This window comes from Microbulbifer elongatus (assembly GCF_020524885.1).
In the GTDB taxonomy this organism is placed as follows: domain Bacteria; phylum Pseudomonadota; class Gammaproteobacteria; order Pseudomonadales; family Cellvibrionaceae; genus Microbulbifer; species Microbulbifer elongatus_A.
In genome coordinates this window covers 1,030,424-1,054,297 of record NZ_JAIVKJ010000001.1, presented here as the reverse complement: position 1 = coordinate 1,054,297, position 23,874 = coordinate 1,030,424, and the positions used below count along the sequence as shown (strand labels likewise).

Below are 23,874 nucleotides of genomic sequence, written 5' to 3'. Positions count from 1 at the left end.
GATCGATACCCATCATGATGGATAGGACAGATACTCTGCGCACCCTGCGGTTTTCTTCAATGCCCGGGATAATCGGCTCACTCGTTATTGCAGTCTTTACAACACTTGCCACACCGGCGCAGGCTGCAGATTGCGTGATCTTGTTGCACGGCCTCGCCAAGTCCGACGGGTCCATGAAAAAGCTTGAGAAAGCGGTCGCTAAAGCCGGGTTTGTTACGGTCAATGTCGACTATCCGTCGACAGACTTCCCCATCGAGCGCCTGGCAGGCCCGGCAATTGCGCCCGCGCTGGACAACTGCGCCCGCAACAGCCCCGGCACTGCTGAGATACCGGATCGGGTGCACTTTGTAACCCATTCCATGGGCGGCATCCTGGTGCGCCAGTACCTTAGCCAGGTAACCGTGGAAAATCTCGGTCGCGTAGTCATGCTCGGCCCGCCTAACCAGGGCAGCGAGGTCGTGGACAAGCTGGGCAGTTTTCCGGGTTTTCATTTTCTATACGGCGATGCCGGCCTGCAGCTCGGCAGCGGAAAAATGAGTGTGCCCAACAAGCTGGGCGCCGCCCACTTTGACCTGGGTATTATCGCAGGTACCAGAAGCATCAACCCGATCCTCTCCCAAATGCTCCCTGGCACCGATGACGGCAAGGTCACCGTGGAGCGCACCCGCCTTGAGGGAATGCGGGATCACCTGGAAATGCCGGTGACCCATGTTTTCATGATGAAAGACCAGAAGGTCATCGCACAAGTCATTCACTATCTGCAGCACGGCCGCTTCAAGCGGAATATGGAAGCAACTGCCGGCGACTGATCCGCGCGCTGCGAAACTACACTGGTGGCCCGGCTTCGCTGTCTCCAGGGCTACCAGTGCAGAGATCCAATTGGCTTTTCATTCCCCTTCTCCTTTCGCTGTTAATTTCGCTGCTATTAAGCGGGCCTGTCGCCGCGCGGGAACATACCCAGACCCAGCAGCAAAAGATTGAACTCCACAGAGATGCCCCAGCACCCGGAGGTCACAAGGTACAGCACAGTCAAAGCGCACGTGTCACCGCCACCATCAATGGTCACCAGGCCATCGAGTACCTGATCGACGCGAGAACCGGGCAATCCCTACAGCTGGATCTTCACAGCAGCAACACCCAGGCGGGATACCGCATAACCGCACCCGCGGCCCCCCGGGCCCTGCATCGCGGTCACGGCCAGCACGCGCGTTTTTCCATTACCTTGCCGCGAGATGGCACCTACCGGGTGCTGGTCTACCTGTTAAAAGGCGCGGCCAAAAATGGGGAAAGTGCAGACTTTGCGCTGGACATCCGGCTGAGTGATCCGGGCTGACCCCTGCTTGAAGCAGAGCGCACTGAATGTGGCGGACATGATGCAAGGCAACGATTCCCAAAGTAACCAGACCGATAAGGCCAGCGAAATCTCGGCGGACTATAGTGCCGCAATCGATCAGGTGGACAGCTGGGTAGATAGCGCCATCCGACTGATCCCGAACTTCACTGTCGCCCTTGTCGTGCTGTTGGTGGCGTTTATTCTGGGCAGTGTTGCTCGCTTTCTGGTGCGCAGGCACCTGCAGCGCAGAAACAGGCCAAATCTGGGAGAAGTGCTCGGAAGTCTGGTCAAGTGGTGCGTGGTGCTCGTAGGCTTTCTGCTCGCCGCCACAATCGTGATGCCAAGCCTGAAACCTGGCGATCTGATCGCCGGTCTCGGCGTCAGTTCTGTGGCGATCGGTTTTGCCTTCAAGGATATTCTACAGAACTGGTTGGCGGGTTTACTGATCCTCGTTCGCCAGCCCTTTGAGATTGGCGACCAGATCAAGGTCGCCGATTTCGAGGGTACGGTGCATCGCATCGAGACCCGCGCAACATTGATCGACACCTACGACGGCCAGCGCGTGGTCATGCCCAACAGTGACATCTATACCAACGCGGTACTGGTAAAAACGGCCCACACCAGTCGCCGCAGCGACTATGAAATTGGCATCGGCTACAGCGATAACATCGATCAGGCGTGTGACGTTATCCGAGAAGCGGTCACGCGCGTGGAAGGCGTTATGACGGACCCCGCCCCTGAGGCCCTGCCCTGGGACCTGGCCGCCAGCTGGGTAAGTATTCGCGCACGCTGGTGGACCAGCAGTGAACAGACAGAGGCGACCCATGTGCGCGCCAAAGTGATTCAGTCTGTGAAAGAAGCGCTGGATGACGCGGGTATCGATATGCCATTTGAAACCCAGGTGCACCTGTTCCACGACCAGACGGATGGATCTGATCAGAAACAGGATGCGCAGCGAGAAGGCTCGCCAGCAGGGCCGAGAAAGCCGAAGGGTAAAAACGACTGAGCCCACCAGATGGCGGGCTCAGAACGCTGGCTCACTGATTAGTGCGGGCAATCAACCGATCTTGCGAATACCAACCGCCTCGCGCAGTTTCGCCAGGAAAGGCCGGGAATAGGTTCGCGCCTTTTCGGCACCCTTCTCCAGCTCCACTTCGATTTGCGCCGGGTTTGCCAGCAGCGCTTCATAGCGCTCCCGCGCCTCACCGATCTGGCCATTGATCAGTTCAAACAGCTGCTTCTTGGCTTCACCCCAGGCGATTCCCTCTTCAAACGCCTTGCGCATCTCGGCGGTCTGCTCAGGGGTGGAGAATGCCTGCCAGATCTGGAATACGGTGGAGGTATCCGGGTCTTTCGGCTCGCCCGGCTCCAGCAGGTTGGTCTTGATCTTGTTGATGTGCTTCTTCAGTTTCTTTTCCGGCAGGAACAGCGGAATGGTATTGCCGTAGCTCTTACTCATCTTGCGCCCGTCCAGGCCCTGCAAGACCGATACGTGCTCATCCACCACCGCTTCCGGCAGGGCAAAGTGCTCACCGTAGTGGTGATTGAAACGCGCGGCGATATCCCGGGCCATTTCAATATGCTGGATCTGGTCTTTGCCCACCGGCACCTTGTTGGCATTGAACATCAATATGTCCGCGGCCATCAGAATCGGATAGCTGTAGAGGCCCATGTTGATACCAAAATCGGAATCCTGGCCATCGTCGCGGTTGGCGTCCACCGCCGCCTTATAAGCGTGGGCACGATTCATCAGACCCTTGGCGGTCTGGCAGGTAAGCAGCCAGGTCAACTCGGGAATCTCGACAATATCCGACTGGCGGTAGAAGACTACATTGTCGGTGTTCAGGCCCAGGGCTAGCCAGGTGGCAGCAATCTCGAGGGTGGACTGGTGTACCTGCTCCGGATCCTGGCACTTGATCAGCGCGTGGTAATCCGCCAGAAAATAGAAAGACTGGTTGTTTTCTTCCTGACTGGCGGCGATGGCCGGGCGAATGGCGCCCACATAGTTGCCCAGGTGAGGAGTACCGGTGGTCGTGATACCGGTAAGTACGCGCTGCTTGCTCATAAATCCTAGAATTTCCGTTCTTGCTAATCGTCAATCGGCGAATTGAGGCCGAATGATACCCGTTTCCCGCTGGGGGGTGTACGCTCAGGCCAAATTCCCGCCACGACCGGCACAATCGGTCAACAGCTGCCGGTAGTCTCCCGCCATCACCTCCCAGCTCATATTCGAGATATCGGGCACAGTCAAAGGCTCCCCGGATTCTACGCGCCGGGCACAGCGCACCATGGCGTTGCACAAGTGGGCCGCACAGGACTCCACGTCATCGGAATATCGCCATCCGCCGCGACCAAACCATTCCGGATAAGCGAGGCTGTCCGGTACCAGTGGCTGGCAACCGGCAGCGACGGCTTCAAGTACCGAGAGGCCTTGAAAGTCGTGCCGTGCGGTAGAAATGACCCCGTGGCTTTGGGCCAGCAGCTGACGGTACTCCGCAAGGCTCTCGCGGTAACCCCAGGCACCCAACGCCCCCTGCTTGTCGAGCAACTTGCGGATATGTGCAAATTCCGCAGGTTGACGGCGGAACTGTTGCCCTACCACATGCAGGGTGAACGGAATCTGCTGGCGACCGAAACGACGTAGAGCGGCAAGCAGGATGTCGGGGCCCTTGTCGTGTTCCCAGCGGTGGTTCCACACAAAGGTCACTCGAGCATCTTTCTCGCCGACAATTTTCTTAACGGCAGCCTTCTCCTCACCAGCACCGAGAAATGCCGCCGGCTCCAGGGGAACCGGTAGCACCCGGGATTTATCCGCAATCTCCTGACAAATACCTCTCGGCACCTGATCCGGCAGCTTGTGCAACAGCAGCTCCGCCCCTTCCAGTAACGTGCTGCGGTTGTATTCTGAGTTGAACAGCAACAGGTCACCGCAGAGCGCGGTATAGATATTCAACAGCTGAGGCTCGACCGAGGGCACCGCATCTTCGGTACACGGATAATCAAACTGATTTTCGTGGAAATACACCGCGGTGGGCACGCGGCACAGCTCGGGCACAAACCCGCGCAGTGAGGCGAGGTCTGTCATCGACGTGGTGACAATCAAATCCCATGGCTGACGCAGGGTGGCGAGCGCCTCTCCCCTACCCCAGCTGAGACTGTTGCCGCGCACCCTCCAGCTGAAATATCTGGGTGGCAGACTGAGCACCGTCCACTGCCAATCGGGAATGGCGGCCACCAGCCCACGCCGCCAGCGCTTGTGGCTGTCGGCATCGTAGGCGGAAAGCAGAAGCACTTTCACAAAATTACCTGAATAGTTACCTGAGGAGTTATTTGAAATATTTTTGAAGAAATAGCTGAGCAGCTGGACAGGCTGGGTAGGGTTTCCCCGACCGGTCGGCCGGGAAACCGGGTGTAATTGTGGTCAGTTAAAATCCCGCAGGTTTGTCAGCCGCGCAAACAGGCTGGAAGTATCCCAGCGACCGCCGCCCAGCGCCTGCACTTCACTGTAAAACTGATCCACCAGCGCAGTAACAGGCAACAAGGCGCCGTTGCGCTGGGCCTCATCCAATACAATACCCAGGTCCTTGCGCATCCAGTCCACCGCAAAGCCGTGCTCATACTCACCGGCCAGCATGGTTTTATAGCGGTTTTCCATCTGCCAGCTCTGTGCGGCGCCTTTGGAAATAACCTCCACCACCTGCTCCGGGTCCAGCCCCGCGGCTCGGGCAAAATGGAGACCCTCAGAAAGTCCCTGTACCAGCCCGGCAATGCACACCTGATTAACCATCTTGCACAGCTGCCCGCTGCCCACTGGCCCGAGCAGATTGAGCGCCCGTGCGTAGCATTCCAGCAGTGGGCGCGCGCGCTCAAAGTCTGACTCTTCGCCACCCACCATGATGGTCAAAGCCCCGTTTTCCGCGCCCGCCTGGCCGCCGGACACCGGCGCATCCAGAAATCCGATGCCCTTTTCCTTCGCTGCGCCAGCCAGCTCCCGCGCCACGTTTGCCGATGCGGTGGTGTGGTCGACAAACAGGGTGCCAGAAGTCATTCCGTGAAAGGCACCATCAGGGCCAATAGTGACCTGACGCAAGTCATCGTCATTGCCAACACAGGCAAATACCATATCCGCACCACTGGCAGCTTTTGCGGGGGTCGCGAAGTCTTTACCATCGTATGAAGAAAGCCACTCGCTGGCACGACTGCCAGTGCGGTTGTACACCTGCACACGATACCCGGCTTTGGAAAGATACCCGGCCATTGGGAACCCCATTACGCCGAGTCCGATAAATGCCACTGTGGTTGTCATAACAAACCTCGTTCAGGCCACACGACCAGTCTCAAAAAGCAAATACGCTGCACCACTCAGTTGGCGAGCAGCAAGCCAATCAATATACCGCCTAGCAAAAAGCGGTAGATGGCGAAGGGCGCCATGCCGATACGGCTGATGAATTGCAGGAAAAAGTGAATACACAGGTAGGCGCTTATTCCCGAAAGCACGACGCCAAGAAAAATGCTGCCCCATGGCGCCGAATCGGTGCCCAGTAGCTCATAGGTCTTGAGCAAGGCACTCAGGGTAATCACCGGGATCGACATCAGAAAGGAAAAGCGCGCGGCCGCCTCCCGTTTCAGGCCAAGCATCAGGCCGGCGGTCATGGTAATACCGGAGCGAGACGTGCCCGGAATCAGCGCAATGGCCTGGGCCGCACCGATCATCAGCGCCTTCTTCCAGTCAAGCTTGCCAATATCATCGCGGCGCTCGCCGCGCACATCGGCCCACCAGAGCAAAGCGCCAAACAGAATGGTGGTAGCGGCAATCACTGCAGAAGACCGCAGGTGCGTTTCGATGAAATCTTTAAACGCCAGCGCCACCAACCCGGCAGGGATGGTAGCCAGCACAATCAACCAGGCAAGACGCCCCTCATCACTGAATTGCCCGGTCTTGAAACCGCCCAGGCCATCGCAGATCAGGTGCCAGACGTCCTTGCGGAAGTACACCAACACCGCGATCAGGGAACCAAAGTGCACCGCCACATCAAAAGCGAGCCCCTGATCCGGCCAACCCAGTACCTGACTTGGCAAAATAAGGTGTGCTGAGCTGGATATCGGCAGAAATTCGGTAATCCCCTGAATAAGGGAAAGAAAGATGATCTGAAAAGTTTCCATACTTGCTACTACGTTTGCCGCCAGCGAAAAACCTGCGCCGCAGTTAGTTTGTTATTGAAGAGACCACTGGTTAACCGCGATTGCGGATGCGCTCGCGTTTCTTCCAGGTTACCTCATTGCGCAGATAGGCTGGCTCCAGGTCCTGGGCCGCCAGATACTCCCCTTTCTGCCAAAGTCCGGCGGCCAATACGGCGATGTCCTGGGCATGAATCGCCGCGTCCTGCCAGACGCCCAGCGGAGCCAGTGCTTCCAATTCAGGGTATTGCCAACCCGGGCCGGCAGCAACAAATGGACACGGGTTATCGACCGCTGAATCAAGGTAGCCCGATGCTTCCAGGGCCGAAACCACCTGCTCCGGGCTCGAAACTGCATCCGCCAACAACGCTTCACCCGGGTTCTCGGAGGAATACAGCCCCCAGTAGACCTCCTGCATCCGCGCGTCCAGCGCTGGTAATACCGCGGCGCCCTGCCAATCGGGGTTAGTACGAATAGCACCGGTCGCCATAGCTGCCAGACTGGACACCGGCACCACCGGCTTATCTGCGGCAAATGCCAGCCCCTGGACGCAGCTGATGGCAATACGCAGACCGGTGAATGACCCCGGCCCCTGGCTCACGGCGAGGGCATCGACGTCCGCCAGACGCAACCCACCCTCCATCAACACCGCCTCGACCATCGGTAACAGGCGGCGAGTGTGATCCCGTTCAGCACGCACGAACTGTTCAATAACCGCGCCATCCTGATACAGGGCTACAGAGCAGGCTCCGGAGGTGGTATCAACAGCCAGTAATTTCAATGCGAGAACCCGTTGTGAAGTAAGTGTGGAGAAACGGTGTGGGTATTCAGGATGGCAGCCCCCCGAACGGGCGCAGATACCTGACAGGGGCGAATTGTGGCATGCCCAGCGACAAACGCAACCAGCCCCAGAATTAGCCTTTAAAAAACCGCTCCCGAAAAGCAAAAACCCCGGCTATTAGGCCGGGGCTCGTGTGCTCTGCCAGAAAGCAGAATCTTCAGTAGACCGACTTGACCGTCGATCAGGACTTCTTGGGCGGCCGTCCGCGGCGGGCACCGGCCTTCTTGGCCGCAGCCTTCGGTGGACGTCCGCGACGGGCAGACTTCTTGGGTGCCGACTTCTTCGCTTTGGTGGCCGCCTTCTTGGCAGCCGCCTTCTTCACCGTGGACTTTTTCGGCCGCCCGGGAGACTTCTTGGGTGCCTTCTTGGCGGTTGTCTTTTTCGCGGCAGACTTTTTGACGGCTTTTTTCTTGGAGGCTGCCTTGGCCGCTTTTTTGGCTTCCGCCTTGGCTTTGACCGCCGCCTTTTTCTCTAGCGCTTTGGCCTTCGCCGCAGCCTTCTTCGCCGCAGCCTTCACTTTGGCGGTTGCTTTCTTCTCTGCAGCCTTTACCTTCTTGGCATCGGCCTTTGCCCGGGATTTCTTCCAGCGACTCTCAAAGGCCTTTACTGCCTTTTCCCGCTCTTTCTCGGCCTTGGCAGAGAGCTTTTCAGCCATGTCTGCAACCGCCTTCTTCGCAGACTCCTCAGCCTGGCGCACGGAATCCATGGCACTGGCCTTGGCCAAACCCAATTTTGCTTCCGCCACTTTCAAACGCTGCTCCCGCAACTTGGCATTTGCCGAAGCCAGGGACTGTTTGGCAGTGGCAGATCCGCTTTTCTGAACCCTTGCTCTCGCCTTTCCTACCCGATCCAGCTGAGCATCCAGTGCTTTCGCAGCAGAATCTACTGCCTTTTGTGCCTTGGCAACCACCGGCGAAGTGCCTGTGTTCGCCTTGGCGGCCGGTTTGGCCTTGGCTACACGTTTTGCCTTGGCCTTTTTCTTTGCGACTCGTGCCATCCCTTGTCTCCTCTTTCTCTATAGAAGAAGTCACTTTGAACACAGAAGTGTGTGCCGACCAGCAACCCGGTTTTCGCTGCCGCCGGAAATGCAACAGCTCCCGATTTCCCATCCGGTGAACCCAAGCCAGTAAACACCGGAAAGAATCCTTACCAGACAAAACTCAGAAACCGCAGAATCGAGAGCAGCCCAGCCATTCGAAATGACACGGCTGTATCAAAGTTAATAAAAAAAGTAGGGTTTGCAAGAAAATGGGCCAAAAAAAACCGAATTTTCCAAAAAAATTCGGTTTTTCTGTGAGCTCGGGGGATTTTTAAAGAAAATTCGCCGGATAAAGGAGGAAACTCATCGCAATAATTACGCCGGCATTCGTCCGGGAACTCTCTCCCGGACAATTGCTTCGATCATCTCGATGTGATCTTTGCGCGCGTTCAGCGCCGGGATGTATCGATATTCGCGGCCGCCAGCATCGATAAAGTTAGCGCGATTCTCTACCGCAATTTCCTCCAGGGTTTCCAGACAATCCGCGGAAAATGCCGGACAAATCACATCGACACTGGAAATACCGCTCTGGCCCCACTCGGCCAGGGTTTTATCCGTGTAAGGCTGCAACCACTCGGCCTTGCCGAAACGAGATTGAAAAGTGATTTCCCACTTCTCCCGGGGCAGGTCAAGGGCAGCGGCAACCCGCTCGGCAGTGCCGCAACAGTGGAGGTAATAGGGGTCGCCCTTTTTCGTATTGGCCTTGGGAATCCCATGGAAAGACATCAACAACTTCTCCGCAGCACCATTTTTCTGCCAGTGCTCACGTACAGAGTTCGCCAGCGCCTCGATATAGCGCGGGTGTTGCCAGTAATCGTGTACAACAGAAATATCCGGCACATTGCGAGACTTGCGGATAATTGTGGCCACCTGATCGTAAATCGCGCCAGTCGTCGTGGCAGAATACTGTGGGTACAGCGGCAGCACAGTAAACCCGGTGCAGCCTTCTCCCTGGAGCTTTTCGATCGTTTCCGACAGGCTCGGGCCGCCATAAGTCATGGCATAGGTTACCCGCACCTCACCGTGCCCCTCGCCCTCTTCCTCGGGGCCTTGAGCTTGCAAACGCTCCTGTAACAATTCCACCTGGCGCTGGGTGTAAAACACAATCGGGGAGCCGGACACCGCCTCTCCATCCAGCCCCTGATTCCAGATTTCTTCGTACGCGGGCGCTATCCGCTTCGGTCGCAAGGGTAATACAAACAGGTTGAGAATAAGCTGCCAGACAGGCTTCGGGATTTCCACCACTCTGGGATCGGACAGAAACTCGCGGAGAAACGCCCGTACAGCACCTGGCGTCGGTTCTGCAGGGGTTCCCAGATTCATCAGAATGATCGCGTGAGCCGCACTCGTTCGAACCATATTTGCTCGCACTCCACTGGATAGGGGTATTGGATATTGCCGGCGGATACCTTGAAGAGATATCCCTGATCTGTGGGACGGAAGTATTTCAGAAACCGGCGCAAATGTATTCAGGCGGGTTTCTATAGCACCGATAGCCGGCGAAAAACACGGAACATGAGGCGGGCCTGGGGAACGGGGTCAGGGTAATAGCGAGTCCATCAAATCAACGATGACGCGAGACAAATAACAAAAAAGGCTCCCGCGGGAGCCTTTTCAGTACTACATCAGCAAAGCGTGTGAACGAATCACCCCAATGCCTCGAGCACCTTCGCACGGATGTCGTCCATGGAGCCGACGCCTTCGACCTTGCTGTACTTGGGCGCAGCTTCCGGCTCACGCTGCTCCAGCTCACGGTAGAAGCCTACCAGGGGCTCGGTCTGCTCGTGATAAACAGAAAGGCGGTTGCGCACAGTCTCTTCGCTGTCGTCGGCGCGCTGAACCAGCGCCTCACCGGTAACATCGTCCACGCCTTCGGACTTGGGCGGGTTGTAGACCAGGTGGTAAACACGACCAGAACCCTCATGCACCCGGCGACCGGACAGGCGCTTAACGATCTCTTCGTCGTCTACAGCAATCTCCAGTACGTGGTCGATAGACACTTCCGCATCCAGCATGGCCTGAGCCTGGGGAATAGTGCGGGGAAAGCCATCAAACAGGAAACCATTGGCGCAGTCCGGCTCGGCGATACGCTCTTTGACCAGGGCGATGATCAGGTCATCGGAAACCAGCTTTCCAGCCGCCATGATGTCCTTGGCCTGAAGACCGAGCGGCGTGCCGGCCTTTACCGCAGCGCGGAGCATATCTCCGGTGGAAATCTGAGGAATTCCAAACTTCTCGGTGATGAACTGGGCCTGGGTGCCCTTGCCTGCGCCCGGGGCGCCCAGAAGTATGATTCGCATAAACAGATAATCTCCAGATCATGCCGAGACGCAGCGCAGCCATTGCGGCGGGTCCCCGTAAAAAAGAGCGCTACCTTACACTCTGCCCCAAGACAGAACAAGTGCGCATGTGGTCTGACCGGATTCGGTAATTTTTTTACAAAATTCTACGAATTTCCGGCCAATTAAAGATTTTCGCTTCAGTTCTAACTCAATCGCCGATGCAACAACGGTGGTATGGGCGCAGTTCACTGCTGCTTTGCCTGCTCCCACAGCCTATCCAGCTCCTCGAGTGAGACGTCGGAGGGCTGCTGATCCCGGGATTTGAGCGCGGATTCCACCATTCCAAACCGCTGCTCGAACTTTCGGTTACATTGTCGAAGTGCGGCCTCCGGATCGACTTTCAAATGCCGCGCCACGTTGACACAGGAAAACAGCAAATCACCCAGCTCCTCCCGCGAGTGATCCTGGTTTCCGGAGGCAATGGCCTCACGCAGTTCGCGCACTTCCTCTTCCACCTTGGCCAAAACCCCGTCTATTTCTGGCCAGTCAAAACCCACCTGCGAAGCGCGCTTTTGCAGCTTGGCGGCACGCGTCAATGCCGGGAGACCAACGGCCACTCCGTCGAGAGTCCCCTTCTCACCCTTGGCCTGACGTTCTTCCGCCTTGATCGCTTCCCAGTTGGCTTTTACCTGTTCCTCGTCGATCGCACTCCCCTGCATCCCATCTGGACTACCGTATAGCTCACCGCTGGGGAACACATGTGGATGGCGCCTGACCAGCTTGCGCACAAGAGTGTCGACAATAACGGAAAAGTCGAAGTGCCCGTCTTCCCGCCCCAACTGGGCATAAAAAATGACCTGAAACAGAAGGTCACCGAGCTCTTCCTGCAGATGCGCGAAGTCTTCCCGCTCGATGGCCTCGGCAACCTCGTACGCCTCCTCAATCGTAGACGGAACGATGGAGGCAAATGTCTGCTTGAGATCCCAGGGGCAACCGCCATCGGGGTTGCGTAACTGGGACATCAGATATTGCAGATCTTCTACGCTGAAATGCTCTTTCATCTTGACTGCCCTTTCTGGGGAGCGCCGCTCAGTGAAGGATACGCCGCTTTGCGGACGCCACATTCGGCAGCTGATTTATTCGATGCAACACGTGGCTGAGCTCCTCGAAATTATGAATCTCTGCGGTAATGACCATATCCACCGTGTGCTTGTGCTTGTTGGAGTGGGTCTGCATCGCCGTAATGTTGATACGCTGGCTGTCGAGCATAGTGGTCACATCCCGCAACAGGCCATGGCGGTCATAGGCCTCCACCATGATCTCCACCGCGTACACTTCGGTGGGCTTATCGGCCCACTCCACCTGCAAAATCCGCTCGGGCTCTTCCGACTGCATGCGCAGCATATTGGCGCAATCTTTCCGATGAATGGAAACACCGCGCCCCTGGGTGATATACCCCATGATTTCATCCCCCGGTACCGGATTACAGCAACGGGCGATCTGGGTAAGCAGGTTACCGACACCATCGATATACACATCCGCCTGGCCATCGCGGGCAACCGGCGCGGTAAGGGAAAGAACCGGCTCCCCCCGCTCTACTTTCACCATGCGCTGGGCGGCGTTCAACACCTGGCCGACGCCAATATCTCCAGCCCCTACCGCCGCATACAGGTCATCGAGGGAGTGCATATTGAGCTTTTTAGCGAGCTTTTCGAAGTCGAAATCCGCCAGCGCCAACTGCTTGAACTCGCCATCGAGAATGGTGCGCCCTTCCGCCACATTCTGGTCACGCGCCTGCTGCTTGAACCAGTGGATGACCTTTGCCCTGGCACGAGAAGTGGTGATGTATCCCATGCTACGGGAAATCCAGTCGCGGCTGGGCGCTTCACGCTTGCCAGTGAGAATTTCTATCTGATTGGCGGTCTGCAGTTCGTGGTTCAGGGGAACGATGCGGCCATCCACTTTGGCGCCGCGACAGCGGTGGCCAATTTCGGTGTGAATTTTGTAGGCAAAGTCCAGCGGCGTTGCGCCGCGGGGCAAATCGACCACATGGCCGTCCGGGGTGAACACATAGATACGTGTGTCCACGTCACTTGCCTGCAAATCTTCCTGCAGCGGGTTGCCACCCACTTCCTCGTGCCAGTCAAGCACCTGCCGCAGCCAGGAAATTTTCTGTTCGTAGCCATCCTGGCCATCCAACTGGCCGGATTTTTTATCCGTGCCCTTGTATCTCCAGTGGGCACATACGCCGTACTCAGCCTCTTCGTGCATGGCGAAAGTGCGGATTTGCACCTCCAGTACCTTGCGGTCCGGGCCGATCACGGCAGTGTGCAGGGAGCGGTATCCATTGTCTTTCGGCGAGGCGATGTAATCGTCAAATTCGTTGGGAATATTGCGCCAGAGGTTGTGCACGATACCCAGTACCGCATAACAATCCCGCACCGTAGGGACCAGAATACGCACAGCACGGATGTCATAGACCTGGGAAAAGCCGATATTCTTGCGGCGCATCTTTCGCCAGATGCTGTAGATGTGCTTCGCGCGGCCGAATACTTCCCCTTCAATTTCCGCCTTGGACAGTTCGTTGCGCAACAGGCTCAGGACATCATCGATATAGTCCTGACGCGCCAGGCGCTTTTCATCCAGCAACCGTGCTATCTGCATGTAATCATCGGGCTCGAGATAGCGGAAAGACAGATCCTCCAGCTCCCATTTGATATGCCCGATACCCAACCGGTGCGCCAGGGGAGCGTAGACATCTGCCACCTCCCTGGCGACACGACGGCGCTTGTCCTCGTCGGCTTTTTTCGCAGCGCGAATGGCGCAGGTACGTTCCGCCAGCTTGATCAGCGCTACACGTACGTCATCGACCAGCGCCACCAGCATGCGGCGGATATTTTCCGAGTGCTCTTCAACTGCGCCGCTCCGCCCCTCTTCACCAGTGTCTGCAGTGCGACTGCGGATCACCGCCATCTGCAAAACACCCTGGATCAGTTTGGCGATGGTTTCACCCATCTCCTCGGTAACGACCTTAAGGGATAGACGCTTTTCCCGCACCGCGCGGTACAGCATGGCCGCGCACAGTGCTTCACCATCAATTTGCAGGTCCGCGAGAATTTCCACCATCTCGAGGCCAGTAAGAAAGCTACTGGTACCTTCAACCCAGATATTTTCTGCATCGATGGCTTTCTGTTCCGCTTCCTCACTCAGTTCGACGGCTTTGCGCAGGGTCACCAGCGTGCCCCCGTCCAGCTTTGCCATCGCCTGGATGTGGCGCAGCCAGGCTTCCCGGTCGAGGGTGCCGTCAGCCAATCGCGGATAGTTTTTTCTGACTTGTACCAATGTATTAACTCGCGGTCAGAATGATAGAAATACGTTTTATTCGATAGCGCCTTGCGCTTTACGCCGGTGCGTCAGCATCAAACAGACCCGATGACAGGTAGCGGTCACCGCGGTCACAAATAATCGCGACGATAGTGGCGTTTTCTACCTGTTCGGCAACCTTTAACGCCCCGGCTACAGCGCCCCCAGAAGACACCCCGCAAAAGATGCCCTCCTCCCGCGCCAGGCGGCGAGTCATTTCCTCAGCCTCCCGCTGACTGATATCCATTACCCGATCCACTTCTTCCGGCACGAAGATTTTCGGCAGGTACGCCTGGGGCCAGCGGCGGATACCGGGGATTGCGGAGCCCTCAGTTGGTTGCAGGCCGATTATCTGGATAGCCGGATTCTGCTGCTTGAGGTACCGACCACAGCCCATGATGGTGCCCGTCGTCCCCATGGAAGACACAAAGTGCGTAATCTGACCACCCGTCTGCCGCCAGATTTCCGGTCCGGTCGTCTCGATATGGGCTGCAGGGTTATCCAGGTTCGAGAACTGATCCAGAACCAGCCCCTTGCCTTCACTCTGCATTTGCAGTGCCAGATCCCGCGCGCCCTCCATTCCCTGTTCTGCGGTCACCAGAATCAGTTGGGCACCGTAGGCAGTCATGGCAGCCTTGCGCTCATCGGTCGCACTTTCCGGCATAATCAGGATAAGCCGGTAACTCTTAATGGCCGCAGCCATGGCCAGCGCGATACCCGTGTTACCACTGGTGGCTTCGATCAGGGTATCTCCCGGACGAATCTGGCCGCGGGCTTCTGCGCGGCTGATCATGGACAGCGCCGGCCGGTCTTTTACCGAGCCCGCGGGGTTGTTCCCCTCCAGCTTGAGCAGGATGGTATTGCTGGTGGCACCACAAGAATCGCCCTGCAGGCGCTGCAAACGCACCAGGGGGGTATTGCCTACACAGTCGGCAATCGTTGGATATTCCATAGTCAACTTCTGACCCATCGGACTTGGCTTTAGGCTATCGGAGGGCGCACATTCTACCCCCGAGCCGCGAATGCTGCGAATGCCTCAACCTGGCCAGCAGCAGAATCACCGCAAAAACCGGTCAATCCGGGGTGGTATCTGTGCCCAGCAGGCGTAGAATCGGACAAAAATAACACAACATTAACTGCGACTATGGCCACTGCACCCCAAACAGATAGAAGCACTCTGGTGGATATGAGCCCGGCAGATCAACGCCAGGGGAAGCGCACGAGATCACAGCGCCGGGTCTCCCTGCGTGCGATTCTGTTCCGCTACACCATGGCGCCTGCGCTGATCCTGTCGATACTGCTTTGCCTGCTGTTCACCCTGCAGCAGATGAGCGACCGTCGTGACTTGTTATTAAGCCACGGTCGCGCCAGTGCCGAACAACTGGTGGAACTGATCCACCTGAGTGATGGCCATCCGTTCGAAGACCGTATCCAGTGGCTCGACAAAAGCCTGATGGCATTGATGCTGGAACGGGACATGATCCGCTCCGTGCAGCTATATCGTGCTGATATCAACACCTCCGGCTTGGAAGAGTTCAAACTGATTTCCAGCGTCGGACCGCGCCCCCGCACCCTGTTTACCGCCGACGAACTCCGCGGCAAACAGGCCCACGTGCACGAAGACCTGCAAAGCCTTCAGGTTCTGCACCCACTGCGCGGAGAGGATGCCAACTGCTGGCTCAGCATTGAACTTCACCGCCCTTATTTTCTGGTGGGAACCTATCAGGTGGCCCTGGTAGGCCTTCTCGGGCTGATCGTCTGCGCAATGATTGCCCTGGTCTGGGCAGTGGCACTCTCCGAGCGCGCCTCCCGCAGCTTGGATCGCTTCAAGGACTCCCTGCGTGCAATCGGGCAGGGGAAGTTCAATGCTCGCACCGCCTATTCCCGCAACCAGGAACTCTCGCAGTTAGCGGAAGAGATCAATCTGATGGCAGACAACTTGTCTGAATATCATCGGGACTATCAGGAGGGGCTGCACCAATCCATGGAGGACCTCCGCCAGTCCCTGGACTCCATGGAAGAACAGAATATTGAACTGGAGCTGGCCCGGAAAAAAGCCGTGGAAAACAGTCGGGTAAAGTCGACTTTCCTGGCCAACACCAGTCACGAAATCCGCACCCCGTTAAATGGCATCATCGGGTTCACCAACCTGCTCCTGAAAACCGAAGTCGACCAGCTGCAACAGGATTACCTGCAGACCATTCTGCGCTCTGCAGAAAGTCTGCTTACCACTATCAGCGATATTCTCGATTTTTCGCGTATCGAGTCTGGCAATCTGGTACTCGACCACAGCCCGATGAACCTAGGGCAGGTGCTGGAGGAAACACTGCAGATCCTGGCTCCCTACGGTTATGAACACAACCTGGAACTGGTGCCCTTTGTGGACCCGCAGCTGCCGCCTTCCCAGATTGGCGACCCGCTGCGTATCAAGCAAATATTCACCAACCTGGTTAGCACCGCCATCCGCTGCTCCGAAAATGGCAGCATCCCGGTGAGAATCACCGTCCAGAGCGGCAAAGAGTCGGAACTGACCGTGCGTATCGGTATCGTCGACAACGGCGCACGCTGCGATGAGCAGGGCCGCCGGGAGCTCAAACAGTTACTCAGCAACAACCCGCCGCAACAGATGAGCAACAACGGCATGGGCCTGGGCATTGCCCGCAGCCTGGTGCAGACCATGAACGGTGAACTGAGCATCGAAGACAATGACCAGGGTGGATGCTCTTACTGGGTACAGTTGCCTTTGACCATCGATCGCAACCGTACCGCGGTGACCCGTGAACAGTTCCCCGGATGTCGTCTACTCCTGATAGACCCCAATCCTATGACCCGCCAGCAGATCGGCCAGCAGTTGACCCACTGGCAGGCGGAGCCACTGGAGCACTGCAGTGGCGACAATCTGGTCCCCGCAATCGAGCAGATGTGGCGACACGATGCCATGCCCGATGCGCTGATTATCGATACCGCTGTCGCAGACGGGGATTTCGGTACGTTCATTCCGGCAGTGCAACAACTGGTAGATACCTATCAGTGCCGCGTGATCATCCAGGGCTCACCGGTAGATCTGCGCCGCTGCTACGATGCACTGCGCACCCGGGTACTCGCCTTCCTGGGTAAGCCGGTAAGCCGCGATGGGCTGCTGCGCGCCTTGAAGAGAGCTCTGCCCCACCAGGCACAGCCCAAGCCGCAGACAGGCAACTTCGACAGCCTGCCGTGGCCGGCCAAGCCACGCGTACTCGCCGTTGACGACTACGAGGCCAATCGCCTGCTGATGAGCGAACTGCTGCGCGCACAAGGTGTGGAAGTGGTAGTGGCAGCCAGTGGCGAGGAGGCCCTCGAGCTGTGGCGGGAACAGCATTTCGATATGGTTTTCATGGATATCCAGATGCCGGGCATGGATGGCATCGCCACCACCGCCAAAATGCGCGAGGAAGAGTCTGGACACCGCACGCCAATTATTGCACTGACGGCCCATGTCGGGACTGAGGAGAAATCCCGGTTGCTTAGCGCGGGGCTGGATGACTACCTCAGTAAACCCGTCAGCGAAGCCCAGCTCAGCCACACGGTGAAGCGTTGGATGGAAATCTACACACCCGCGGAGCCCGAACAGTTAAGGCCCCTGGTGGGGCCCCGCCTTGTGGACATTAGTGAAAGCCTGAACCTCGCCAATCAGGATCCCAGTCTCGCGCGCGACCTGCTGCGCATGCTGCTGAAGGGACTTCACGATGACGAACAGGAGTTGTCCCGAATGTATCAGGAAGGTGACCTGAAAGGCCTGTTCGAACGGATACATCGCCTGCACGGAGGCTGCTGCTACTGCGGTGTCCCCCTTCTGCGCAGCGCCACCGAGCAGCTCCAGGAACTGCTGAGACCGTTGCAGGATCAGGCGGAAGCCAATATCGACGGGGAAGCCCTGGAAGCCGCGTATGAGCTGGCCCGCAAGGAAATTCGCAGCCTGCGCGACTGGGCAGTAGATCAGGACCTGGAAGCGCTGTTTGGCCTCGAGAGGGAAAGCGCTCGGCAATCCTGAGCCAGGCCGAAAAGTAAAGAGTGGTGGAAGAGCCGCCGGGCCTCAACCTTCGCAATACACCTGACGGAAAAGCTCCCGGCTTTTCAGCGGCCGACTGCCCAGCAGCGGCCGCAGCAGTTGCCGGGTAAGGCGTTTGGCCACGGGCAGAGTTTCGGGGGCTAACACTACCAACTGAAGTGTTTCGGTGTCCTCCAACTCACCACTTTCCATGTCCGAGAAACTCGTATCCAGCAGCTGTGCCATTTCGAGCAGCTGCGCGCCGAGAAAATCGCCTGCCCCCATCGACTGCCCAGCGGGTACAGCCACGGGCACGAACCCGTCTTCTGGAGTCAATCGATACACCCCTGCGCCCCGCACCGCCGCGTTTTCAACCGCGCTATAGCCGAGCTCGGGGCAGCTCCCCAGTGACTGCAGCAGGCGTAATTCGAACTGGCGCAGGGGCACTTCGAGCTCTTCACTACTGTCTCCAGAAACCGATGCCAGCATTTGCAGCAGCTGCTGGTACGCAGCAAATACCGCAAGCAGGCTCTCACCTTCCGGAAGCAATCGCACCAGCAATTCGTTGGCATAAAGACCGGCATAAACCGCCCTGCCCTTGAGCCACAGGGGTTGACCTGCATTTTCCAGGGGACCGAGGGTCTTGAGGTCATGGCGCCCGAGCAGGGTCACCAGAAGCGGGGAAAAGGGTTGCAGCGCGCGCTGGCGGCGCTGCTTGTCGCGCCGCGCGCCCTTGGCAATGCAGGCGATGCGCCCATAATCGGGAGTGAGCAGCTCCAGAATCAGGCTGGAGTCACGAAATGGCCGGGAGTGCAGAATATACGCCGGTTGCGGGGGCAGCTGCTGCACGGTTGTCCAAGCCCGGTTAACGCTTGTCGACGTATCCGAGACTGCGCAACGCGCGCTCGTCGTCCGACCAGCCAGATTTCACTTTCACCCAGAGATTGAGCATCACTTTACTGTCAAACAGACGTTCCATATCCTGGCGCGCCTGCTGACCAATCTGTTTGATGCGCTCACCCTTGGTACCGATCAGAATGCGCTTCTGCCCGTTGCGTTCCACCAGAATCGCTGCACTGATATGCAGGATCTTGCCCTCCTGGGAAAACTCCTCCACCTCCACGGTCACTGCGTAGGGAAGTTCAGCACCCAGTTGCCGCATGACCTTTTCGCGCACGATCTCGGCGGCGAGAAAGCGTGAGCTGCGATCGGTAATCTGGTCTTCCTCAAAGAAGTGCATGCCTTCAGGTAGACGCGCGACAATAACGTCTTCCAGGGATTTGAGATTGGCTTCGCGCAGTGCGGATATCGGCACGATTTCCGCGTCCGGAAAGCGTTCCGCCAGCGCCTGGAGCTGTGGTAACAGTGCGTTTTTGTCTTCCAGCTGATCCACCTTGTTGATGGCGATGATCAGCGGGCACTTCAGCCCCCGGAGTTTCTGTGCCACCAGCTCGTCGCCCTCGGTCCAGCGCGCGCGCTCCACCACAAACACCACAACGTCTACATCCCGCGTGGAGCTGATGGCCGCGCGGTTCATATAGCGATTGATGGCTTTTTCTTCACCGGCGTGCAGTCCCGGTGTATCCACAAAAATGATCTGGTTGGCACCCTCGGTCTTGATGCCGAGCATATTGTGGCGGGTAGTCTGGGGCTTGCGGGACGTAATGCAGATTTTCTGCCCCAACATGTGGTTCAACAAGGTGGATTTGCCCACATTGGGCCGGCCGACAATGGCCACGTATCCACAGCGGGTGGGCGAGGTGTCTGAATCGCTCAAGGGAAATCTCCGGGCCTCTTGGGCCTACGCACAGGCCGCCAAATGGCCTGCGTGAAAATGGGCATTAAATACTGGTGCAGATTATAGAGTCAGCCCTGCCCGGTCAGTCGAGCGTAGGCTTCACTGGCGGCGGCCTTTTCCGCCGCCCGACGGTTGCTGGCAGTGCCGCGAACGGGTGAGTTGAGGCCGGCCACCCGACACTCCACCACAAACTGCTGGGAGTGTTCCTCACCGGCAACCTCCACCACCTGGTAGTCCGGTAGCGGCTTCTGGCGCGCCTGCAACCATTCCTGAAGACGGGTTTTGGGGTCTTTGGCGGTTTCCAATGACAGGTTCTGCAGGCGTGGGGCGAACCACGCCAGCACCCGCTCGCGCGCAGCCTCGAGGCCGGCATCCAGGTAAATGGCGCCGATAATGGCCTCTACCGCATCCGCCAGGATCGAGGCGCGGCGGTGGCCGCCACTTTTCATCTCGCCTTCCCCAAGACGCAGACATTCACCGAGCTCCAGCTCGCGCGCCAGTTTGGCGAGGGTTTCGCCACTCACCAGCTGCGCGCGCAAGCGGCTCATCTGGCCTTCGCGACCTTCGGGAAATTTTTCAAACAGTGCGGCACTGATGGTAAACCCGAGGATGGAGTCGCCAAGAAATTCTAGCCGCTCGTTATTCCGGCTGCCGTGGGAGCGGTGGGTCAGTGCCAGGGTAAGTAGGTCCGCCCGGGTGAATTCATAGCCCAGGCGGTTGCCGAGTCGTTGCAGGTGGAGGTCTGTCACCGGTCAGTATTCGTCTCGCTTGCGAAACTGCTCAAGATCCACCAGCGGCTCGCAGCAGAGCTCGGGTTTGGCAGTATTCAGTTGTTTATCAAACTTCATCACCACGTCCACATTGTGGAACAGTGGCTGACGCAATTCATAGTTGATGCTTACCAGGGTGCTGTCGGCACCGCGGATAATCTTTACCGCCTTGGCGGGCTCGCCGCGCACATTATTGATGGTAAAGAACCGGTCAAGCTCGCGCTTGATCTCAGAGTTACTCATGTCGCGCACAGCACTTTGCTTGGACAGGGTCTGCAGCCCCTCTTCCACAAAATGCGCGTCGATATAAGCCGGGCCCATTTTGGACACGATGGTCAGGCCGAAACCGAACACTGCAATCACAAACAGCCAGCCCCAGTAACTCATGCCCCGCTGGGCAGCCAGCGATTTACCTAGTTGAAAAGCCATTGCGTAGTACCGTTTTATCGTTATTAAAACCGGTCCCTGGTTTCAGTCTTTATCGTTTGTTTATGCAGCGAGTCCTACTCGATGCCACCTACCCGATCAAAGCTGGGCAGGCTCATTAGTTTGTCCCAATGCATCCAGATTGCAAAGGCCTTGCCGACAATGTCTTTCTCGGGCACAAAGCCCCACTTGCGGCTGTCCAGGCTGTTGTCTCGGTTGTCGCCCATCATGAAATAGTGCCCTTCAGGCACCACCAGTGTACGCACATTGCCGAAACGACTGGCAACAACCTGCTTCGCCATCAGGTGGCGATGACCGTCAATTTCCTCCCACAGGAATTCTTTCTCCGGGTTGCCGGGAGGCAGCGCCTGGATCAGTTCCTGTGGCGCGGGCTTGCCGTTGATAAACAGCTGGTTGTTGACCACCCGGATCTGGTCCCCCGGCAGGCCGATCACACGCTTGATGTAATAGGTTTCATTGGCGTGGGGCGGGAAGAACACCATCACATCACCGCGCTTGGGCTCGCCAATATCGAATACTTTGGTGCGGGACACCGGCAAGCGCAAACCGTAAGCGTATTTGTTGACCAGGATAAAGTCCCCCACCTGCAGGGTGGGATCCATGGATGCCGAGGGAATCTGGAAAGGCTCAACCAGGAAAGAACGGAGCACGAACACAATCGCCAGCACCGGGAAAAAGGACTTGGCGTACTCCACTACGACCGGCTCCTGCTCCGGCTGCCCTTTGGCCGCCCGGGCCTTGCGGCCGCGCGCCAGGAACAGCAAGTCAAACAGCCAGATAACCCCTGTCACAACCACGAGTAACAGCAAAATAAGGGGGAAATTGATATCCATTCAAACGTCTCTTTCTGACTGGTTCTTATCGATCGTTTCTGCAGCCTCAATCACAAGAGCCCCGACTCAATCGGTGGGGCTTCAATTGTGTTCAGGCAAAAATCAGCTGTCTACCTTCAACACCGCCAGGAAGGCATCCTGGGGCACCTCGACCTTACCCAGCTGCTTCATGCGGCGCTTACCGGCCTTCTGTTTTTCCAGCAGTTTCTTCTTACGGGTGACGTCGCCACCGTAACATTTTGCGGTTACGTTCTTGCGCAAGGCCTTCACCGTGGTGCGGGCAATCACCTGTCCGCCGATGGCAGCCTGGATGGCCACATCAAACATCTGGCGTGGAATCAGCTCTTTCATTTTCTCGGCGAGGGCGCGGCCACGCTGCTGGGCGTTATCCCGGTGCAGGATCACCGCCAGAGCATCCACCCGCTCACCGTTGATCAGGATATCAAGACGCACCAGCTTTGCCGGGTCAAAACGCACAAAGTTGTAATCCAGTGAGGCGAAACCGCGGCTTACCGACTTCAGGCGGTCAAAGAAGTCCATCACCACTTCGCTCATGGGCAGCTCATAGCGCAGGGAAACCTGGCCACCCACGTACTGCATATCTTTCTGGATACCGCGCTTTTCCACACACAGGGTGATCACGTTGCCGAGATAATCCTGGGGCACCAAGATATTGGCTTCCACGATGGGCTCGCGCATCTCCTCGATCACGCCCAGGTCGGGCATGCGAGAGGGGTTGTCCATATTTACGAGGTCGCCGTTGTTCAGCTGCACTTCATACACCACGGTTGGTGCAGTGGTGATCAGGTCCAGGTCGTACTCGCGTTCTAGGCGCTCCTGAATAATCTCCATATGCAGCATACCCAGGAAGCCGCAGCGGAAGCCGAAGCCCAGCGCGTCGGAGGTTTCCGGCTCGTAAAACAGGGATGCGTCGTTCAGCGACAGCTTGTCGAGGGCATCGCGGAAGGCCTCGTAGTCATCGGAGCTGACCGGGAACAGGCCGGCGTAGACCTGCGGCTTCACCCGTTGGAAACCGGGCAGCATGGACACTTCGTCGGCGCCCTTGGCGTGGGTCAGGGTATCGCCCACCGGTGCACCGTGAATGTCCTTGATGCCCGCAACCACAAAGCCCACTTCACCAGCCCTGAGGACACCGGTCTCTTTGCGCTTGGGGGTAAACACGCCCACGCTGTCCACCACATGGGGGCGGCCGAGGGACTTGGTAACAATCTTGTCTTTGGTGCTCAGCGTTCCCTGAACCACCCGCACCAGCGACACTACCCCCAGGTAGCTGTCAAACCAGGAGTCGATGATCAGTGCCTGCAGCGGTGCCTCTACATCGCCTTGCGGCGGCGGTACCAGACGCACCAGATCTTCCAGTACGTCTTCCACACCGAGACCAGATTTGGCGCTACAGCGCGTCGCCTCAGTGGCATCGATACCGATAATGTCTTCAATCTCCTCCGCAACCTTTTCCGGCTCGGCCTGGGGGAGATCCATCTTGTTCAGCACCGGAATCACTTCCAGGCCCTGCTCGATCGCGGTGTAGCAGTTAGCTACCGACTGCGCCTCCACCCCCTGGGCCGCATCTACCACCAGCAGCGCGCCCTCACAGGCGGCCAGCGAGCGGGATACTTCGTAGGAAAAGTCCACGTGTCCGGGGGTATCAATAAAATTGAGCTGATAGGTTTTACCATCGCGTGCCTTGTAATCCAGGGTCACGCTCTGGGCCTTGATGGTAATGCCCCGCTCCCGCTCGATATCCATGCTGTCGAGCACCTGCGCCGCCATTTCACGGTCGCTAAGGCCACCGCAGACCTGGATAAAACGATCGGCGAGGGTGGATTTTCCGTGGTCGATGTGGGCGATGATGGAAAAGTTGCGGATATGGGAGAGATCAGTGGCCACTGCGAGGATAAAACCTTTTAAAAATCAGTGAGTTAATGGGCGGACCGGGCCGCGC

21 protein-coding genes are annotated in these 23,874 nt (G+C 57.6%); 4 read left to right on the top strand and 17 right to left on the bottom strand.

What is annotated here, in order from left to right; translation table 11 throughout:
- Positions 1 to 14: 14 nt before the first annotated feature.
- From LC059_RS04475 to LC059_RS04465, 3 genes are read left to right on the top strand one after another with little or no spacing between them, the layout of a single operon-like run.
- Complete coding sequence (locus tag LC059_RS04475; protein ID WP_226702615.1) at positions 15 to 809, top strand: esterase/lipase family protein; 795 nt, start codon at positions 15 to 17, stop codon at positions 807 to 809.
- A 56-nt stretch (positions 810 to 865) separates the two neighbouring features.
- Positions 866 to 1,333: a hypothetical protein gene (locus LC059_RS04470; protein WP_226702614.1), complete on the top strand. Its 468-nt coding sequence runs from the start codon at positions 866 to 868 to the stop codon at positions 1,331 to 1,333.
- Positions 1,334 to 1,340: 7 nt separating this feature from the next.
- Positions 1,341 to 2,339, top strand: a complete 999-nt coding sequence (locus LC059_RS04465; protein ID WP_226702613.1) for a mechanosensitive ion channel family protein — start codon at positions 1,341 to 1,343, stop codon at positions 2,337 to 2,339.
- A gap of 51 nt (positions 2,340 to 2,390) precedes the next feature.
- On the opposite strand, the gene LC059_RS04460 is transcribed toward LC059_RS04465, so the two are convergent.
- The 11 genes from LC059_RS04460 to cysM form a co-directional block, all read right to left on the bottom strand.
- Positions 2,391 to 3,398, bottom strand: coding sequence for a tryptophan--tRNA ligase (locus LC059_RS04460; protein ID WP_226702612.1), 1,008 nt, complete (start codon positions 3,396 to 3,398; stop codon positions 2,391 to 2,393).
- Between the two features lie 84 nt (positions 3,399 to 3,482).
- Positions 3,483 to 4,631 carry a DUF3524 domain-containing protein gene (locus LC059_RS04455; protein WP_226702611.1) on the bottom strand — a complete coding sequence of 383 codons (1,149 nt, stop codon included), beginning with the start codon at positions 4,629 to 4,631 and terminating at the stop codon, positions 3,483 to 3,485.
- A 123-nt stretch (positions 4,632 to 4,754) separates the two neighbouring features.
- On the bottom strand, positions 4,755 to 5,639 hold the full coding sequence (locus tag LC059_RS04450; protein WP_226702610.1) for an NAD(P)-dependent oxidoreductase: 885 nt from the start codon (positions 5,637 to 5,639) through the stop codon (positions 4,755 to 4,757).
- Positions 5,640 to 5,695: 56 nt separating this feature from the next.
- Positions 5,696 to 6,496: an undecaprenyl-diphosphate phosphatase gene (locus tag LC059_RS04445; RefSeq protein WP_226702609.1), complete on the bottom strand. Its 801-nt coding sequence runs from the start codon at positions 6,494 to 6,496 to the stop codon at positions 5,696 to 5,698.
- A 70-nt stretch (positions 6,497 to 6,566) separates the two neighbouring features.
- Positions 6,567 to 7,292, bottom strand: a complete 726-nt coding sequence (gene tsaB, locus LC059_RS04440) for a tRNA (adenosine(37)-N6)-threonylcarbamoyltransferase complex dimerization subunit type 1 TsaB (RefSeq protein WP_226702608.1) — start codon at positions 7,290 to 7,292, stop codon at positions 6,567 to 6,569.
- Positions 7,293 to 7,533: 241 nt separating this feature from the next.
- Positions 7,534 to 8,349 carry a hypothetical protein gene (locus tag LC059_RS04435; protein ID WP_226702607.1) on the bottom strand — a complete coding sequence of 272 codons (816 nt, stop codon included), beginning with the start codon at positions 8,347 to 8,349 and terminating at the stop codon, positions 7,534 to 7,536.
- Between the two features lie 357 nt (positions 8,350 to 8,706).
- Positions 8,707 to 9,750 carry a ferrochelatase gene (gene hemH, locus LC059_RS04430; protein ID WP_226702606.1) on the bottom strand — a complete coding sequence of 348 codons (1,044 nt, stop codon included), beginning with the start codon at positions 9,748 to 9,750 and terminating at the stop codon, positions 8,707 to 8,709.
- A 287-nt stretch (positions 9,751 to 10,037) separates the two neighbouring features.
- A complete protein-coding gene (gene adk, locus LC059_RS04425) occupies positions 10,038 to 10,691 on the bottom strand; it encodes an adenylate kinase (RefSeq protein ID WP_226702605.1) in 654 nt (217 codons plus the stop codon).
- A 227-nt stretch (positions 10,692 to 10,918) separates the two neighbouring features.
- Positions 10,919 to 11,734: a nucleoside triphosphate pyrophosphohydrolase gene (gene mazG, locus LC059_RS04420; protein ID WP_226702604.1), complete on the bottom strand. Its 816-nt coding sequence runs from the start codon at positions 11,732 to 11,734 to the stop codon at positions 10,919 to 10,921.
- Between the two features lie 28 nt (positions 11,735 to 11,762).
- Positions 11,763 to 14,015 (bottom strand): GTP diphosphokinase, encoded by a 2,253-nt coding sequence (relA, locus tag LC059_RS04415; RefSeq protein WP_226702603.1) that lies wholly within the window; start codon positions 14,013 to 14,015, stop codon positions 11,763 to 11,765.
- A gap of 58 nt (positions 14,016 to 14,073) precedes the next feature.
- Positions 14,074 to 14,994 carry a cysteine synthase CysM gene (cysM, locus tag LC059_RS04410; protein WP_319005082.1) on the bottom strand — a complete coding sequence of 307 codons (921 nt, stop codon included), beginning with the start codon at positions 14,992 to 14,994 and terminating at the stop codon, positions 14,074 to 14,076.
- Positions 14,995 to 15,222: 228 nt separating this feature from the next.
- Between cysM and LC059_RS04405 the strand changes: the two genes are divergently transcribed.
- Positions 15,223 to 18,066 carry a response regulator gene (locus LC059_RS04405; protein WP_226702601.1) on the top strand — a complete coding sequence of 948 codons (2,844 nt, stop codon included), beginning with the start codon at positions 15,223 to 15,225 and terminating at the stop codon, positions 18,064 to 18,066.
- 42 nt (positions 18,067 to 18,108) lie between these two features.
- Here the strand turns inward: LC059_RS04405 and recO are convergent, their stop codons facing one another.
- From recO to lepA, 6 genes are all read right to left on the bottom strand, one after another.
- Positions 18,109 to 18,912, bottom strand: a complete 804-nt coding sequence (gene recO, locus LC059_RS04400; protein WP_226702600.1) for a DNA repair protein RecO — start codon at positions 18,910 to 18,912, stop codon at positions 18,109 to 18,111.
- A gap of 16 nt (positions 18,913 to 18,928) precedes the next feature.
- A complete protein-coding gene (gene era, locus LC059_RS04395; protein ID WP_226702599.1) occupies positions 18,929 to 19,840 on the bottom strand; it encodes a GTPase Era in 912 nt (303 codons plus the stop codon).
- Between the two features lie 89 nt (positions 19,841 to 19,929).
- Positions 19,930 to 20,610 carry a ribonuclease III gene (rnc, locus tag LC059_RS04390; RefSeq protein ID WP_226702598.1) on the bottom strand — a complete coding sequence of 227 codons (681 nt, stop codon included), beginning with the start codon at positions 20,608 to 20,610 and terminating at the stop codon, positions 19,930 to 19,932.
- A 3-nt stretch (positions 20,611 to 20,613) separates the two neighbouring features.
- Positions 20,614 to 21,060: a DUF4845 domain-containing protein gene (locus LC059_RS04385; RefSeq protein WP_226702597.1), complete on the bottom strand. Its 447-nt coding sequence runs from the start codon at positions 21,058 to 21,060 to the stop codon at positions 20,614 to 20,616.
- Between the two features lie 74 nt (positions 21,061 to 21,134).
- Positions 21,135 to 21,911, bottom strand: coding sequence for a signal peptidase I (gene lepB / locus LC059_RS04380; RefSeq protein WP_226702596.1), 777 nt, complete (start codon positions 21,909 to 21,911; stop codon positions 21,135 to 21,137).
- 102 nt (positions 21,912 to 22,013) lie between these two features.
- Positions 22,014 to 23,819 carry a translation elongation factor 4 gene (gene lepA, locus LC059_RS04375; protein ID WP_226702595.1) on the bottom strand — a complete coding sequence of 602 codons (1,806 nt, stop codon included), beginning with the start codon at positions 23,817 to 23,819 and terminating at the stop codon, positions 22,014 to 22,016.
- Positions 23,820 to 23,874 lie beyond the last annotated feature (55 nt).

Coding starts and splice junctions, on each gene's coding strand:
- LC059_RS04475 (WP_226702615.1), top strand. CDS start 15: ATGATGGATAGGACAGATACTCTGCGCACCCTGCGGTTTTCTTCAATG.
- LC059_RS04460 (WP_226702612.1), bottom strand. CDS start 3,398: ATGAGCAAGCAGCGCGTACTTACCGGTATCACGACCACCGGTACTCCT.
- LC059_RS04450 (WP_226702610.1), bottom strand. CDS start 5,639: ATGACAACCACAGTGGCATTTATCGGACTCGGCGTAATGGGGTTCCCA.
- LC059_RS04445 (WP_226702609.1), bottom strand. CDS start 6,496: ATGGAAACTTTTCAGATCATCTTTCTTTCCCTTATTCAGGGGATTACC.
- LC059_RS04435 (WP_226702607.1), bottom strand. CDS start 8,349: ATGGCACGAGTCGCAAAGAAAAAGGCCAAGGCAAAACGTGTAGCCAAG.
- hemH (WP_226702606.1), bottom strand. CDS start 9,750: ATGGTTCGAACGAGTGCGGCTCACGCGATCATTCTGATGAATCTGGGA.
- adk (WP_226702605.1), bottom strand. CDS start 10,691: ATGCGAATCATACTTCTGGGCGCCCCGGGCGCAGGCAAGGGCACCCAG.
- mazG (WP_226702604.1), bottom strand. CDS start 11,734: ATGAAAGAGCATTTCAGCGTAGAAGATCTGCAATATCTGATGTCCCAG.
- LC059_RS04405 (WP_226702601.1), top strand. CDS start 15,223: ATGAGCCCGGCAGATCAACGCCAGGGGAAGCGCACGAGATCACAGCGC.
- LC059_RS04385 (WP_226702597.1), bottom strand. CDS start 21,060: ATGGCTTTTCAACTAGGTAAATCGCTGGCTGCCCAGCGGGGCATGAGT.
- lepB (WP_226702596.1), bottom strand. CDS start 21,911: ATGGATATCAATTTCCCCCTTATTTTGCTGTTACTCGTGGTTGTGACA.